This window comes from Chromobacterium sp. LK11 (assembly GCF_001043705.1).
Lineage (GTDB): Bacteria > Pseudomonadota > Gammaproteobacteria > Burkholderiales > Chromobacteriaceae > Chromobacterium > Chromobacterium alkanivorans.
The window spans coordinates 26,260-39,903 of the sequence record NZ_LDUR01000016.1 but is presented as its reverse complement, the minus strand read 5'-3'; the positions used below and the strand labels follow the sequence as shown (position 1 = coordinate 39,903).

Sequence of the window (13,644 nt, the reverse complement as noted above, 5' to 3'; positions counted from 1 at the left end):
CCCTAAAGGCCGCCCTGCAAGCCTGGCCTACGGCTTCCCGCCGGTTCCCGTCAGTCCCGAGGCGCGGCTGAACTCTCTACGTGCGAATCTTTGATTCGCTCAGTGATGGCGCGCTAACATCGCGGTGCTCGAACAAGCAGCCGCTTAAAACCTCGGGCCTGCCACCCGTCGGCAGGCTTGAAGGGAGCTGGGGCGCGTCGAATTCGTATTTGCCTGCGTCTCTTAACCCGCCCCTCGGGAACGTGAAAAAGAAACGGAACCATGCCATGCGTAGCGCAGATGGACTTGGCGCGACATCAAACAATGGCCATTCAGCCCACTAGAACGGCTAACAAAATCCCTGAGGCAAGGCGCGCCGACGCAGACAGTACATTGAGTACGGCAAGTCGGCGCAACGCAGCATCAGGGGTTTTGTTTGCTGCGTTCATGCGGTAAGGCTGGCATACAGCCTGGTCAACGCCTGCGGCAGCCGCTCCGCCTGCCGCACCAGCGCATAACCATTGCGGCCGAACAAATGCGGCAGGTAGTCGCCCGCTTCGCGATCTATGGTCACGCAGAACGGCGTCAGGCCGGCGCGGCGGGCTTCCAGCACCGCCTGGCGGGTGTCTTCTATGCCGTAGCGGCCTTCGTAGTGGTCCAGATCATTGGGCTTGCCGTCCGAGATCAGCAACAACAAACGGCGCTGCGCCGGCCGCTGGCTCAGGATGCGGGTGCACTGGCGGATGGCCGCGCCCATGCGGGTGTAGTAGCCGGGCCGGATGGCGAGGATGCGGCCGCGGGCGGCGTCGTCGTAACAGTCGGCAAAGTCTTTGAGGATCTGCAAGCGCACTTCCTGCCGCCGCAGCGAGGAAAAGCCGTACAGGCCGAAGTCGTCGCCGCTGGCGCTCAGAGCCTCGGCGAACAGCAGCAGGCTGTCGCGGATCACGTCGATTACCCGGCCGGTTTCGCCCAGCCAGCTTTCGGTGGACAGCGACAGATCGGCCAGGGTCAGGCAGGCCAGGCTGCGCTCGCCCGGCGGCCAGTCCTGGTACAGCGCCGGCTCACTGAGCGCCGCGCCGCCGCGCCGTTCCGCAAGGAAGCGGATCAGCCGGTCCAGGTCGATATCCGGCCCGGCGGTTTCGCCGCTGCGCCGACGGCGCTCCGGCGCCAGCGACTGGAATTGCCGCCGCAGCCGGCGCGCCAGCGGCTGCAAGCGCTCCGGCAACGGAGCCGGGGCGGCGTCGCGCGGCAGCATCGGCCGTAATAGGCAGTGGTCCTCCACCAGGCATTGCCGCTTCCAGTGCCATTCCGGCAGCTTGATGCCCGGCCCCAGCGGGGTGTCGTCGTAGGCGGCGGCCGGCAGGTCCAGATCAAAGCGCAGCCGGCTGCCGCGGGTATGGGCGTCCTGGCCCAGGGTCAGCCGGTTCATGTCTTCGGCGGCGATTTCGCCGTTGCCGTCATCGTCGTCGTCATTGTGGCGGTTGACCTTGACGTATTCGTCCCAGGTGAACAGGCTTTCCGCGCGGAACACCATCAGCATGCCGTTCTTGCGCTGGTCCTGTTCCATGCGCCGCGCGCGATAGCGGCGGCGCTGGCGTTGGGCGTCCTTGCCGCCGCCGCGTTCGCCGTCGGCGTGGCGGCTGCCCTGCCCTTCGGCCTCCGTCAGCGGCGGTTCCGGATGCAACCACAGCGGCACCGGCTGCGGCGGCCGGCTCAACGGCGGCAGCGTCACCGCCTGCTCCGGCCGGCTCAACGCCGCCTGTATCGCGCGCTCCACCGCGGCTTCCGCCGGCGGCAGGTCGGAGGGGTTCGGCCGCTGCGCCAAGGCGGCCGCCGCCAGCCGACGGTAAACGGCGGCCAGGCCCGGCATGTCCGCCAAGGCGCGCGCCGCGGCCAGGCGGTTGCGGCTCAGCCAGTCTCCGTCGCAGTCGGCGGCGTAGGCGGCCTGGGCCAGCAGCCAGAAGTAGCAGTCGCGGTTGAGGGCCGCGCTGGGAAAACAATCGATGCGCTCGGGCAGATAGAGCGCCTGGCTGTCGCGCCAGGCCAGTTCCACCCGCGCGCCGGTGCCGGCCAGCCGCTGTAGCCAGCCGCGCCGCGCGCCGTGCTCGGTGCCCACGGTGGTGCGCAGCGCCAGCGCCGGGTCGCCGCCCATGGCGCGGAAAAACAGCGGCGCTTGCGCCGTCACTTGCGCCAGCTCCGCCGCGTATTCCGGAAAGCCGCGCCGCGCCGCGCGCCGCGCCAGTTTGTCCCACCAGCCGCCGACAATGTCTTCCATGCCGCTCAGCCGGGGAATTGGGTCTGGATCACCGCCAGCAGCGCCGCCACGGTGTCGGCGTCGTCGCTCAGCGGTTCCGCCAGCGCGGTGCGGCAGGCTTGCCAGGGCGGCAGGCCGGCCTGGATCAGCTTGGCGGCGTACACCAGCAACCGCGTGCTGGCGGCTTCTTCCAGGTCGTAGCCGGACAAGCGCCGCAACTGACCAGCCAGCGTCACCAGTTGGCGCGCCAGCGCTTCGCCCACCCCGCTTTCCAGCATCAGCACGCCGATTTCCACTTCCGGCGGCGGAAAATCGAAGCTCATGGCGACAAAACGCTGGCGGGTGCTGGGCTTCAGCGTTTTCAGCACGTGTTGGTAGCCGGGGTTGTAGGACACCACCAGCATGAAGCCCGGCGGCGCTTGCAGCACTTCGCCGGTGCGTTCCACCGGCAGGATGCGGCGGTCGTCGGTCAGCGGGTGCAGCACCACGGTGGTGTCTTTGCGCGCTTCCACCACTTCGTCCAGGTAGCAGATGCCGCCTATCCGCACCGCGCGGGTCAGCGGGCCGTCGCACCAGACGGTGGCGCCGTCGGCGATCAAGTGGCGGCCCACCAGGTCGGCGGCGCTCAGGTCGTCGTGGCAGGAGACGGTGATCAACGGCAGGCCGAGCCGCGCCGCCATATGGGCGACGAAGCGGGTCTTGCCGCAGCCGGTGGGCCCCTTGATCAGCACCGGCAGTTGCTGGCGCCAGGCGGCTTCGAACAGCTCGCACTCGGCGCCTTGCGGCTGATAGAAGGGGACGGGGATAGTCAGGAGTTCAGGCGCGTTCATCGGCGTTCCTTCAGATAAAGCTGAGCAGCAGCGCGGCCGACACCAGCGCCAGCCAGCCCTGCACCAGCGCGCGCAGCCAGCGAGGCGCGTCGCGCAAGCCCATATAGCGCTCCACCAGCAACACACCCTTGAGCCAGGCCAGGCCCAGCGCGATCAGCGCCAGATGCGGCGGCCGGCCGCCTTCGGCCAGCCAGGCGGCCAGCAGGGTCAGCCCGGACAACAACAGCCACAGGCCGGTTTGCGCGAGAGGAGTGGGATGAGTCATGAGGGCATGATGCCGATGCGGCGCGGCGGCCGCCTTGATGCGAAATAAGGCTTTGCGCGGGCGTTCTATCTCGCCACGTAGACCAGGGCGAACAACAGCAACCACACCAGATCCACCATATGCCAGTAGGCGGCGGCGGTTTCCACCTCGTCCATCGATCCCGGCTGGTAACGGCCGTCGCGGGCCAGCCGCCACACCGCCGCCACGATCACCATGCCCAACACCACGTGCAGGAAGTGAAACACCGTCAACGACAGGTAGAACATCCAGAAGTCGTTGCTGGACAAGGTAATCCCTTGCAAGGCCTTGCCCACCAGCTCATAGCCTTTCAAACCGAGAAAGCCGCCGCCGGCCAGCAGGGTCAGCGCCAGCCAGCGCCGTCCGGCGCGCTGCCGGTCGGCGGAAAAGGCGCTGAGCGCGGCCAGCATGGCGGCGCTGCCGGCCAGCAGCAGCAGGGTGTTGAGCGTGGGCAGGCCCAGCTCCAGTTCGCCCTGCCCTGCCGCGAACAAGGCCGGCTGTTGCCGGCGGGCCCAGGCGTAAGCCAGGAAGAACACGCCGAACACCGCCAGCTCGGCCAGGATGAAACACCACATCGCCAGATCGCCCGGCACGCGGCGCTCCGGCGGCGCGCTCAGCTCCATGCCAAGGCCTCCCGCGTCGCCGTCCTTGCTTGCGCCACCGTCAATCCTCGCGCTTGCCGGTAACGAAGAAGCTGATCACGTACAACACCAGTCCGCAGAAGAAACTGATGCCGAACACCCAGCGCCCCCAGTAGATAGGCATGATCCGTTCCTGCGTTTCCATGAAGGACAGCGGCGTAGCGGACATGCGCTGCAACCACACCTGGACCGCGCCGGCGGCGGTCAGGCACAGAGTGATGGCCACGATGGACAGGGTCATCACCCAGAACGCGGTTTTTTCCACCTTCTGCGCCTGCGCGCAATTGGCCTCGCGGCCGCGCAGCAGCGGCATGGTGTAGGAAATCATGGTCAGCACCACCATCACGTAAGCGCCGTAGAAGGCCATGTGGCCGTGGGAGGCGGTCACCTGGGTGCCGTGGGTGTAGTAGTTGACCACCGACAAGGTGCCGATGAAGCCCCACACCCCGGCGCCGAGGAAGGACATCACCCCGGTGCCCAGCGCCCACAGCGTGGCGGCCTGGTTGGGGTGTTCGCGGCGGCGGCGTTTGACCATATTAAAGGCGAACAGGGTCATCATGAAGAAGGGCACCGGCTCCAGCGCGGAGAAGATGGAGCCCCACAGCTGCCAGTAAGCCGGCACGCCAATCCAGAAGTAATGGTGGCCGGTGCCGATGATGCCGGTGATCAGCGTCATGGCGATGATCAGGTACAGCCATTTCTCGATCACCTCGCGGTCCACCCCGGTCACTTTCACCAGCACGAAGGCCAGCATCGCGCCCATGATCAGTTCCCACACGCCTTCCACCCACAGGTGCACCACCCACCACCAGTAGTACTTGTCCAGCACCAGGTTGTCCGGGTTGACGAAGGAGAACAGGAAGAACACGGCCAGGCCCCACAGGCCCAGCATCATCACGATGCTGATGCTGGTCTTGCGGCCGGCCAGCAGGGTCATGGACAGGTTGTAGAGGAAGGACAGCGCCACCAGCACGATGCCCACCTTGGTGATCAGCGGCTGCTCCAGATAGCCGCGGCCCATGGTGGGCAGCAAATCGTTGCCGGTGAGCCGGGCCAGCTCATGGTAAGGCAGGCCCAGGTAGCCGAGTATGGTCAGCGCGCCGGCCACCAGGAACACCCAGAAGGTGATGATGGCGAGCCGCGGGCTGTGCAGTTCGCGCTCGCTCTCCTCCGGGATCAGGTAGTAGCCGGCGCCCATGAAGCCGAACAGCAGCCAGACGATCAGCAGGTTGGTGTGCACCATGCGGGCGGTGCCGAAGGGCACGGCGGGAAACAGGAAATCGCCGATCACGTATTGCAGGCCGATGATCAGGCCAAACACGATCTGGCCGATGAACAGGCCGATGGCGGCGATGAAATAGGGTTTGGCCACGGCCTGCGAGCGGTAGCGCACCTGCGCGACGGCTGCGCTCGCGCCGCGCGGCGGCGTGGCCACGGTAGCGTTGCTCATTGTGTTCTCCAAAGATAAAGGGATGGGACGGGATCAGCCCTCGATATTGGGCGGCCAGTTATTGGTGTTGATCTGCGACGCGTATTTCAGGAAGGCCACCAGGTCGTCCAGCTCGGCCGGGTTCAGGTGGAACTGTGGCATCTGGCGGCGGCCCGGCGCGTTGGTTGGCATCGCCTGCATCCAGCCCTTGATGAATTCCGGGCCGCGGCGCACGTAGACGTTGCCCAGCTCCGGCCCGAAGTAAGCGCCCTCGCCCAGCAAGGTGTGGCAGCCGCCGCAACTGCGCGTCTCCCAGATCTTCTTGCCGCGCACCGCCTGCTCGGTGAGCTGGGCCTTGGCGTTATGGCTGGGCAGGGCCAGGGTGGTGTCCAGGGTCAGCCCCAGGAACAACAGGAAAAAGAAAACCGAGCCGCCGTAAAAAATATTGCGGGCGGTCGATTTGGTGAAGCTCGCGCTCATCATGTCCTCCTCGAATGCTTGCACCGCCGGCGCGGTACTCGGGCCGAACTGTACGGATTCGGGCATCCCGGGAGCATTGATTCGAATCAACGATTTCCGGCCGTCCGCCTTCCTACACTGGCGCCATCCGTCATCGCCAACCGCAAGGAGACCGCCATGATCCGCCCCGTCACCCCTCTTCCCCGCGCCGGACTGAGCGCCGCCGCCCCGCCCTTTCCGCCCGGCAGCGTCGCGCTCTTGGGCGCCGGCCCCGGCTGCGCCGATCTGCTCACCGTGCGCGCCGCGCAGCGCCTGGCCCAGGCCGACGCGGTGCTGTACGACCACCTGATAGACGCCGAGATCCTGCAATTGGCGCCGCCCTCGGCCCGGCGCGTCTGCGTCGGCAAGCGCGCCAGCCGCCACACTTTGCCGCAGGCCGAAATCAACCAGCTGATGATCGCGCTGGCGCGCCAGGGCCTGCGCGTGGCGCGGCTGAAGGGCGGCGACCCCTTCATGTTCGGCCGCGGCGGCGAGGAGATGCGCGCGCTGCTGGCGGCCGGCATCCGCTGCGAGGCGGTGCCGGGCGTCAGCGCGGCGCTGGGCGCGGCGGCCAGCCTGGCGCTGCCGCTGACCCACCGCGACTACGCCCAGGGCTGCCGCTTCGTCACCGGCCACCGCCGCGAAGGCGTGTCGGCGCTGGCCTGGACCGCGGACAGCGGGCCGGACGAAACCGTGGTGGTCTATATGGGCTTGGGCGAGGCCGCCCACATCGCCGAGCAGCTGCTGAGCCACGGCCGCGCGCCGGACACGCCTGTGGCCATCGTCGAGCAGGCCTGTATGCCGGGCGAGCGCTGCGTCTGCGGCCGCTTGTCCGAGCTGGGCCGGCTGGCGGAGCAATACCGGCTGCGCGCGCCGGCGCTGTTGATCATAGGCGGCGTGGTGCGTCTGCATCAGGAGCTGGCGGCGCTGCGCGCGGCGCTGGGCCATGGTTTGGGATTCCTTGATCCCGGTCATTCTGCCGCCCCCGCCGCCGCGGCCATACTGCGCGCTCCATCCCACGAGTACACGCCATGAGCGCCATCGACACCCTTGTTGAGCAACACCGCGCCTGCGACGCGCGCTTCGCCGACTGCGAAACCGCGGCCCGCGCGCAGGACTGGCCCTTGGCCCTGAGCCATTTCCAGGCTTTCCGCCGGGAGATGGAAGCGCATTTCGCCGTTGAAGAAGACGCGCTGTTCCCGGCTTTCGAAGCCGCCAGCGGCAGCAGCATGGGGCCGACCCGCATCATGCGCATGGAGCATCAGGACATGCGGGATTTGCTGGAGGACATGGACGAGGCGCTGGCCGCGCAGCATCTGCAAGCTTTCCTGGGCCTGAACGACACCCTGCTCATCCTGATGCAGCAACACAATATGAAGGAAGAAAACGTGCTCTACCCCATGTGCGCGCAAGCGCTGCCGGAAATGGCGGAGTTGATTGCGGAGGGCGCGCAGCCATGACCCCGCAAGACCTGCGCCACCTGGCACCGCCCGAACCTATGGAAATCATCCTGGACGCCGCCGAACAAATGCGGCCCGGCGACAGCCGCGCCTGGGTGCTGCCCCACCATCCCACCCCGCTGCTGCCCATGCTGGAAAAAGCCGGCCTGCTGTATCGCTTTGAACTGTCGGGAGACGGCGGCGTCGTGCTGATTCTGAGCCGGCCATGAGCCAGGCCTGGCTGGACTACCAACAGGCGCCGCCGCTGTGGCTGCCGCTGGCCCACATGCTGGCCGCGCCCTGCTGGCTGCTGGCGACGGCGGCCTTGTTGGCGATGCTGCCGGACGGCGCGCCCTCGCGCTTTCTGCCCGAGGTGCTGGCGCTGACCCACGCGCTGGCGCTGGGCGTGCTGGGCAATGCGATGCTGGGGTCCCTGTGGCAATTGCTGGCGGTGACGGCGGGGGTGCCGATTCCGCATCCGCGCCGGCTGCTGCTGGCTTGTTTTCTGCCCTTGCAAGCCGGCTGCGCGCTTCTGGTGGCCGGCTTCCAGCTGGGTCTGTCGCCGCTGTGGCTGCAGGCGGGCGCCGCGCTGCTGACGCCGGCCTTGCTGACGCCGGCGCTGTTCGGCCTGCGCGGCTTGCTGCGCAGCCCGGCGCGGGACGCCGGCAGCCAGGGCCTGCGGCTGGCGCTGTGCGCTCTGGCCGTCGCCGCCTGTCTTGGCGCGGCCCTGGTCTTGTTGCTGGGCGGCCGCGTCGCGCTGCCCTTGGGCCCCTTGCTGGACAACCATGTGCTGTGGGCGACGCTGGGCTGGCTATGGCTGCTGGTGCTGTCGGTGGCGCGCACGGTGATCCCGATGTTTCTGGTCACGCCGCCGCCGGCGACGGGGCGGCTGCCGCGGGAGACCTTGTTGTTCGGCCTGCAGTGCCTGAGCGGCGTCGCGCTGATCTGGGACGCGCCCGCCGTCGTCTCCGGCCTGCTGGCCGCCTTGGCGCTGTTCGTGCTGTGGCAGGGCCTGCGGCAATTGGACGCGCTGCGGCGCAGCCAGCGCCGCGCCGACCCCCTGCGCCGCGGCTGGCGAGCCAGCCTGATCTGGATGACGGCGGCCGCGCCCTGCGCGCTCGCCGCGCGCCTGCTGCCGCTGTCGGAAGCTCCGCCCATGCTGGCCGGCTGGCTCTGGCTGGGCGGCTTCGGCCTGGGCGCGGTGCTGTCCATGCAGGGCAAGATCCTGCCCTTCCTCGCCTGGCTGGACCTGAAACAGCGCGGCCTGCCCAGGCGGCAATTGCCGGCCACCCATGAATTGCTGGGCGAGGCCTCCCACCGCCGGCTGCTGGGCATGCACGGTGTCTGGGTCTGCTGCGGCCTGGCCTGGATCCTCGGCGGCTATCGCCTGCCGCTGTTCGCCGCCACGCTGGGCCTGGGGCTTTACTGGGCCGGGCTGGCCGCAGCCTTGCTGCGTCGCCACCGCGCCGGCCGACTCGCCTTGGCGTGAGACGTTGAACAGCTTCTGAAGCCGCCGGAGCCGCCCCCAAAAACAAAACCCGCGCCGACGCTGCGGACGCGGGTTCGGACAAGGGCTCAGGCCAGCGTCAATCCCACTGCAAAGCGCCCTTCTTCCATTCATAGACGAAGCCGACCACCAGCACGCCCAGGAACACCATCATCGCGCCCAGGCCAAAGCCGCCCAGTTCCTTCAGCGTCACCGCCCAGGGGATCAAGAAGGCGACTTCCAGATCGAACAGGATGAACAGGATGGCCACCAGGTAGTAACGGACGTCGAAGCGCATGCGCGCGTCTTCAAAGGCCTCGAAGCCGCACTCGTACGGCGACAGTTTTTCCGGATCCGGCCGGTTGGGCCCCAGCATTTTGCCCATCAGCAGCGGCACCACTCCCACCAGCAGCCCGACGACGATGAATAACAGGATGGGAAAGTAATTCTGCAGCATGGGGCCTACTCCTCCGAATGGTTTGGAAAAAGAGATAGACCGCCCCCAAACGCCAAGTTTGCACCCCAGGGAAAATATACCGATGGAAAGCGACCCGTCATGACGACCAGGCTGGGGGGAGAGCGGCGGGGATATCGGTTACACTGGGGCTTCCCGCGCCGCCCGGCCACCCCGAGCGACGCGGCCCACGGCCTCGCGTCCGATCGGACGCGCCCGCCCTCGCCGCCCCGCGGCAAGCTCGCCCGCCACCCGCGGCCAGCCAGACATACCGCCGCCTCGCCGGACACCTCGCTCACAACTCATATCAAACTCCGGCGCAGGCAGATCGCTCTTTCTCGACCCATGACAACACAGGGCTGGCGTCACGCGCGCGGCCCGCCACACCAAAGGTCTTGTCCATGCATCATGCTCTGCAAACTTTATTGGACCGGGTCCGCCTGCGCGACCCGGAGCAGTTTGAATTCCACCAGGCGGCGGCGGAAGTGCTGCACGGCCTGGACGATTTCCTCGTCGGCCATCCGCACCTCTTCGACCACGGCTTGCTGGAACGGCTGCTGGAACCGGAGCGCGTCATTCTGTTCCGGGTCTCCTGGGTAGACGATCACGGCCGCGTCCAGGTCAACCGCGGCTACCGGGTGCAGATGAACAGCGCGCTGGGCCCGTATAAGGGCGGCCTGCGCTTCCATCCCTCGGTGACGCTGGGCACGCTGAAATTCCTGGCTTTGGAACAAACCTTCAAGAACGCCTTGACCGGCCTGCCGCTGGGCGGCGCCAAGGGCGGCGCGGACTTCGACCCCAAGGGCAAGAGCGAGGGCGAGGTGATGCGCTTCTGCCAGGCCTTCGCCAGCGAGCTGTTCCGCCACATCGGCGCCGAGACCGATGTGCCGGCCGGCGACATCGGCGTGGGCGCGCGCGAGATCGGCTATCTGTTCGGCCAGCACAAGCGGCTGAGCAATCAGTTTTCCGGGGTGTTCACCGGCAAGGGGCCCAGCTATGGCGGCAGCCTGATGCGGCCGGAAGCCACCGGCTACGGCCTGGCCTATTTCGTCGAGCGCATGCTGGCCACGCGCGGCCAGACGCTGGCCGGCAAACAGGCGGCCTTGTCCGGCTCCGGCAATGTCGCGCTGTACGCGGCGGAAAAGCTGCTGGCGCTGGGCGTCCAGGTGGTCAGCCTGTCGGATTCGGAAGGCACGCTCAGCCTGCCGGACGGTCTGAGCCCCGAGCTGTTGGCGGCGCTGCTCGAACACAAGAATCAGCGCCGCGGCCGGCTGGCCGCTTTCGCCGCCGCCCGCGGCCTGGACTTTCTCGCCGGACAGAGGCCGTGGCGTCTGCGCTGCGACATCGCGCTGCCCTGCGCCACCCAGAACGAGCTGGACGCCGACGACGCGGAGGCCTTGCTGGCCAACGGCTGCTTCTGCGTGGCGGAAGGCGCCAATATGCCCTGCTCCGCCCAGGCGGCGCAGCGCTTCCAACGCGCCGGCGCGCTATACGCGCCCGGCAAGGCGTCCAACGCCGGCGGCGTGGCGGTGTCCGGCCTGGAGATGAGCCAGAACGCCACCCATCTGCCCTGGAGCGCGCAGGAGGTGGACGCCCGGCTGCGCCGCATCATGGAGGAGATTCACGAGGCCTGCGCGCGCCATGGCGGCCAGCCGGACGGCACGGTGGACTACGCCCGCGGCGCCAATGTGGCGGCCTTCGGCAAGGTGGCGGCGGCGATGCTGGCGCAAGGCGTGATCTGAGCGAACACGAAAAAGCCCCGCCGGAAGGCGGGGCTATGCAGCGTTGAATGGAACACGTTTCTAGAACAGCTGGTCTTTGACGTTTTCCACCGCGTCCTGAGCGGCCGGCTTGTCCGGCGTCTCGCTGGCGCCGCCGCTGGCGTCGCCGCCCGCGCCCGGCACCGCGCCGTGGTTGTCCACTTTCAGCTCCGGATTGGTTTTCTGGAACTCTTCGTAGTAGTACTCGTCGCCGCCGCGCTGGCCTGCGCCGGCCTTGACCACGATGCCCTCCGGCACCGGCATGTCCACTTCCGGCTGGCCCTTGAGCGCGTTGGCCATGTAGTTGATCCACACCGGCAACGCGGCGGTGCCGCCGTAGCCGTAGCGGCCCAGCGAACGCGGCTGATCGAAGCCCACCCAGGCGGCGGCCACCAGATTGGGGTTGTAGCCGACGAACCAGGCGTCCTTCCAATCCGAGGTGGTGCCGGTCTTGCCGGCCAGGTCGGTGCGGCCCAGGCTCATCGCGCGGTAGCCGGTGCCGTAGCGCACCACGTCCTTGAGCATGGAGCTCATGATGAAGGCGTTGCGCGGGTCTATCGCCTGCGGCGCGTTCTGGCCGGCGACCGTGGGCACGGTCTTGGCCAGTACGCGGCCGGACTGGTCTTCGATGCGGTCGATGAAATAGCCCTTGCTGCGGTAGCCGCCGTTGGCGAACACCGAGTAGCCCTCCACCATTTGCAGCGGCGTCACCGCGCCGGCGCCCAGCGCCATGGTCAGATAGGCCGGGTGCTGCTTGGCGGCGAAGCCGAAGCGCTGGATGTACTGTTGGGCGTAATCGGTGCCGGTGGCCATCAGCACTCGTACCGACACCAGGTTCTTGGACTGGGTCAGGCCGCTGCGCATGGTGATCATGCCGGCGAATTTGCCGTTGTCGTTCTTGGGCTCCCAACGCTGGCCGTCCGCGCCCACCACCGACAGCGGCGCGTCGTTGATCATCGTGGACGGCGTCAGGCCGCGCTCAATGCCGGCGGAATAGATAAAGGGCTTGAAAGTGGAGCCGGGCTGGCGCCAAGCCTGAGTCACGTGGTTGAAGCTGCGGCGGTTGAAGTCGAAGCCGCCCACCAGCGAGCGGATGGCGCCGGTGCGGGTGTCCATGGACACAAAGGCGCCTTCCACTTCCGGCATCTGCACGATTTCCCAATAGCCTTTTTCATGCGCGCGGATGCGGATCACCGAACCGCGGCGGATCTGCTGCGCGGCGCTGACCTTGCCGCCCAGCGAGCGGCGCGCGAAGTCCAGGCCGTTGCCCTTGATCACCGCCACCTTGCCGCCGCGCATATAGGCGCGCACTTCGGACGGGCTGGCGGACAGCACGATGGCCGGCAGCATGTCGCCGCTGTCGCGCAGTTCGCTGATGGCGTCGTCCAGCGCTTCGGTCTGCTGTTCGCCTTCGGCGCCGGACAGTTCCACCGTGCTCTCCGGGCCGCGATAGCCCATCTTGCGGTCGTAATCCACCAGGCCGGCGCGCAGGGCGTCGTAGGCCCATTTCTGATGGCGGCTGTCCAGCGTGGTGTAGACCTTGAAGCCTTCGGTGTACGCCGATTCGCGATAGCGTTCGTACATCGCCTGGCGCACCATTTCCGCCACGTACTGCGCCGGCTGGCTGCTGCTGTCCGCGCTCTGGCTGGCCAGCTTCATCGGCTCGGCCATGGCGGCGTCGTATTGTTCCTGGGTGATGAAGTTGAGCTCGCGCATCCGGCGCAGCACGTATTGCTGACGCAGACGGGCTCGGTCCGGGTTGACGATGGGGTTGTAGGCGGACGGCGCCTTGGGCAGGCCGGCCAGCATCGCCATTTCCGCCACGGACAGGTCCGCCAGCGGTTTGCCGTAATACGCCTGGGCCGCGGCGGAGAAGCCGTAGGCGCGCTGGCCCAGATAGATCTGGTTGAAATACAGCTCGAGGATCTGGTCCTTGGTCAGCGTGTGTTCGATCTTGAAGGCCAGCAGCGCTTCGTTGAACTTGCGGGTGAAGGTTTTCTCGCTGGACAGGAAGAAGTTCTTGGCCACCTGCATGGTGATGGTGCTGGCGCCGGAACGGGCGTGCCCGGACACCAGGTTGCCGACCGCGGCGCGCACCACGCCGACGTAATCGACGCCGCTGTGCTGGTAGAAGCGCTCGTCTTCCGCCGCCATCACCGCCTGTTTCATCAGTTGCGGCACCTCGTGGATGCGGGAAAAAGAACGTCGTTCTTCACCGAATTCGCCAATCAGTTGGTTGTCGGCGGAAAATACCCGAAGTGGGATTTTCGGACGATAGTCCGTCAGTACATCAAGACTCGGCAAGCGCGGGTAGGTTATGATGATTGCAATGGCGCCTGCGCCAGCAACCAATACGGCTCCACCTAGAAACAGACCTGCAAGTATTGCAAGGATTCGTCTTAGCATATTTACAAATGGGCTTTCACTGGAAACCGGATTATAACGTCTTGTGAAAGCACGCAAGACAAACAATGGCAGCGACAGGCCAAAAAACTGTCGCATAGGACCAATCGAGGCACCTGATGCTTATCGACAAACTCAAATCCGCCCCTCCCTGGCTTGAACAACTTGGATTGGGGAAGGCTAAAAAT

Annotated in this window: 13 protein-coding genes; 5 read left to right on the top strand and 8 right to left on the bottom strand. The window is 67.1% G+C overall.

Annotated features, from left to right (window positions below):
- Positions 1–424: 424 nt before the first annotated feature.
- From VK98_RS10925 to VK98_RS10900, 6 genes are all read right to left on the bottom strand, one after another.
- Complete coding sequence (locus VK98_RS10925) at positions 425–2,254, bottom strand: nitric oxide reductase activation protein NorD (RefSeq protein ID WP_048414065.1); 1,830 nt, start codon at positions 2,252–2,254, stop codon at positions 425–427.
- 5 nt (positions 2,255–2,259) lie between these two features.
- The gene (locus VK98_RS10920) at positions 2,260–3,063 is read right to left on the bottom strand and encodes a CbbQ/NirQ/NorQ/GpvN family protein (protein WP_048414064.1); all 804 of its coding nucleotides are present in this window, start codon (positions 3,061–3,063) and stop codon (positions 2,260–2,262) included.
- A 10-nt stretch (positions 3,064–3,073) separates the two neighbouring features.
- Positions 3,074–3,328: a cytochrome C oxidase subunit IV family protein gene (locus VK98_RS10915; RefSeq protein ID WP_048414063.1), complete on the bottom strand. Its 255-nt coding sequence runs from the start codon at positions 3,326–3,328 to the stop codon at positions 3,074–3,076.
- A 65-nt stretch (positions 3,329–3,393) separates the two neighbouring features.
- The gene (locus tag VK98_RS10910; RefSeq protein ID WP_048414062.1) at positions 3,394–3,969 is read right to left on the bottom strand and encodes a cytochrome c oxidase subunit 3; all 576 of its coding nucleotides are present in this window, start codon (positions 3,967–3,969) and stop codon (positions 3,394–3,396) included.
- A 40-nt stretch (positions 3,970–4,009) separates the two neighbouring features.
- Positions 4,010–5,437: a cbb3-type cytochrome c oxidase subunit I gene (locus VK98_RS10905; RefSeq protein ID WP_048414061.1), complete on the bottom strand. Its 1,428-nt coding sequence runs from the start codon at positions 5,435–5,437 to the stop codon at positions 4,010–4,012.
- A gap of 33 nt (positions 5,438–5,470) precedes the next feature.
- Entirely contained in the window at positions 5,471–5,962 is a 492-nt protein-coding gene (locus VK98_RS10900; RefSeq protein ID WP_269473792.1) for a cytochrome c, read from the bottom strand.
- Positions 5,963–6,052: 90 nt separating this feature from the next.
- On the opposite strand from VK98_RS10900, the gene cobA reads away from it, so the two are divergent.
- The 4 genes from cobA to VK98_RS10880 are packed head-to-tail and all read left to right on the top strand — an operon-like array spanning position 6,053 to position 8,842.
- The gene (cobA, locus tag VK98_RS10895) at positions 6,053–6,949 is read left to right on the top strand and encodes a uroporphyrinogen-III C-methyltransferase (protein WP_082158916.1); all 897 of its coding nucleotides are present in this window, start codon (positions 6,053–6,055) and stop codon (positions 6,947–6,949) included.
- Positions 6,946–7,374, top strand: a complete 429-nt coding sequence (locus VK98_RS10890; RefSeq protein WP_048414060.1) for a hemerythrin domain-containing protein — start codon at positions 6,946–6,948, stop codon at positions 7,372–7,374. The genes cobA and VK98_RS10890 overlap by 4 nt, the downstream gene beginning before the upstream one ends.
- On the top strand, positions 7,371–7,583 hold the full coding sequence (locus tag VK98_RS10885; protein ID WP_048414059.1) for a DUF2249 domain-containing protein: 213 nt from the start codon (positions 7,371–7,373) through the stop codon (positions 7,581–7,583). The genes VK98_RS10890 and VK98_RS10885 overlap by 4 nt, the downstream gene beginning before the upstream one ends.
- A complete protein-coding gene (locus tag VK98_RS10880) occupies positions 7,580–8,842 on the top strand; it encodes a hypothetical protein (protein ID WP_053077337.1) in 1,263 nt (420 codons plus the stop codon). The genes VK98_RS10885 and VK98_RS10880 overlap by 4 nt, the downstream gene beginning before the upstream one ends.
- 97 nt (positions 8,843–8,939) lie before the next feature.
- Here the strand turns inward: VK98_RS10880 and VK98_RS10875 are convergent, their stop codons facing one another.
- Positions 8,940–9,296, bottom strand: a complete 357-nt coding sequence (locus tag VK98_RS10875; protein ID WP_048414058.1) for an NADH-quinone oxidoreductase subunit A — start codon at positions 9,294–9,296, stop codon at positions 8,940–8,942.
- 398 nt (positions 9,297–9,694) lie between these two features.
- Between VK98_RS10875 and gdhA the strand changes: the two genes are divergently transcribed.
- On the top strand, positions 9,695–11,035 hold the full coding sequence (gene gdhA, locus VK98_RS10870) for an NADP-specific glutamate dehydrogenase (protein ID WP_048414339.1): 1,341 nt from the start codon (positions 9,695–9,697) through the stop codon (positions 11,033–11,035).
- 60 nt (positions 11,036–11,095) lie between these two features.
- Here the strand turns inward: gdhA and VK98_RS10865 are convergent, their stop codons facing one another.
- Positions 11,096–13,459: a penicillin-binding protein 1A gene (locus VK98_RS10865; protein ID WP_048414057.1), complete on the bottom strand. Its 2,364-nt coding sequence runs from the start codon at positions 13,457–13,459 to the stop codon at positions 11,096–11,098.
- Positions 13,460–13,644 lie beyond the last annotated feature (185 nt).

What these genes read in the sequence shown, in the direction of transcription:
- cobA (WP_082158916.1), top strand. Translation starts at nt 6,053, where the DNA reads ATGATCCGCCCCGTCACCCCTCTTCCCCGCGCCGGACTGAGCGCCGCC.
- VK98_RS10900 (WP_269473792.1), bottom strand. Translation starts at nt 5,962, where the DNA reads ATGCCCGAATCCGTACAGTTCGGCCCGAGTACCGCGCCGGCGGTGCAA.
- VK98_RS10925 (WP_048414065.1), bottom strand. Translation starts at nt 2,254, where the DNA reads ATGGAAGACATTGTCGGCGGCTGGTGGGACAAACTGGCGCGGCGCGCG.
- VK98_RS10875 (WP_048414058.1), bottom strand. Translation starts at nt 9,296, where the DNA reads ATGCTGCAGAATTACTTTCCCATCCTGTTATTCATCGTCGTCGGGCTG.
- VK98_RS10910 (WP_048414062.1), bottom strand. Translation starts at nt 3,969, where the DNA reads ATGGAGCTGAGCGCGCCGCCGGAGCGCCGCGTGCCGGGCGATCTGGCG.
- VK98_RS10915 (WP_048414063.1), bottom strand. Translation starts at nt 3,328, where the DNA reads ATGACTCATCCCACTCCTCTCGCGCAAACCGGCCTGTGGCTGTTGTTG.
- gdhA (WP_048414339.1), top strand. Translation starts at nt 9,695, where the DNA reads ATGCATCATGCTCTGCAAACTTTATTGGACCGGGTCCGCCTGCGCGAC.
- VK98_RS10885 (WP_048414059.1), top strand. Translation starts at nt 7,371, where the DNA reads ATGACCCCGCAAGACCTGCGCCACCTGGCACCGCCCGAACCTATGGAA.
- VK98_RS10890 (WP_048414060.1), top strand. Translation starts at nt 6,946, where the DNA reads ATGAGCGCCATCGACACCCTTGTTGAGCAACACCGCGCCTGCGACGCG.
- VK98_RS10920 (WP_048414064.1), bottom strand. Translation starts at nt 3,063, where the DNA reads ATGAACGCGCCTGAACTCCTGACTATCCCCGTCCCCTTCTATCAGCCG.
- VK98_RS10880 (WP_053077337.1), top strand. Translation starts at nt 7,580, where the DNA reads ATGAGCCAGGCCTGGCTGGACTACCAACAGGCGCCGCCGCTGTGGCTG.
- VK98_RS10865 (WP_048414057.1), bottom strand. Translation starts at nt 13,459, where the DNA reads ATGCTAAGACGAATCCTTGCAATACTTGCAGGTCTGTTTCTAGGTGGA.
- VK98_RS10905 (WP_048414061.1), bottom strand. Translation starts at nt 5,437, where the DNA reads ATGAGCAACGCTACCGTGGCCACGCCGCCGCGCGGCGCGAGCGCAGCC.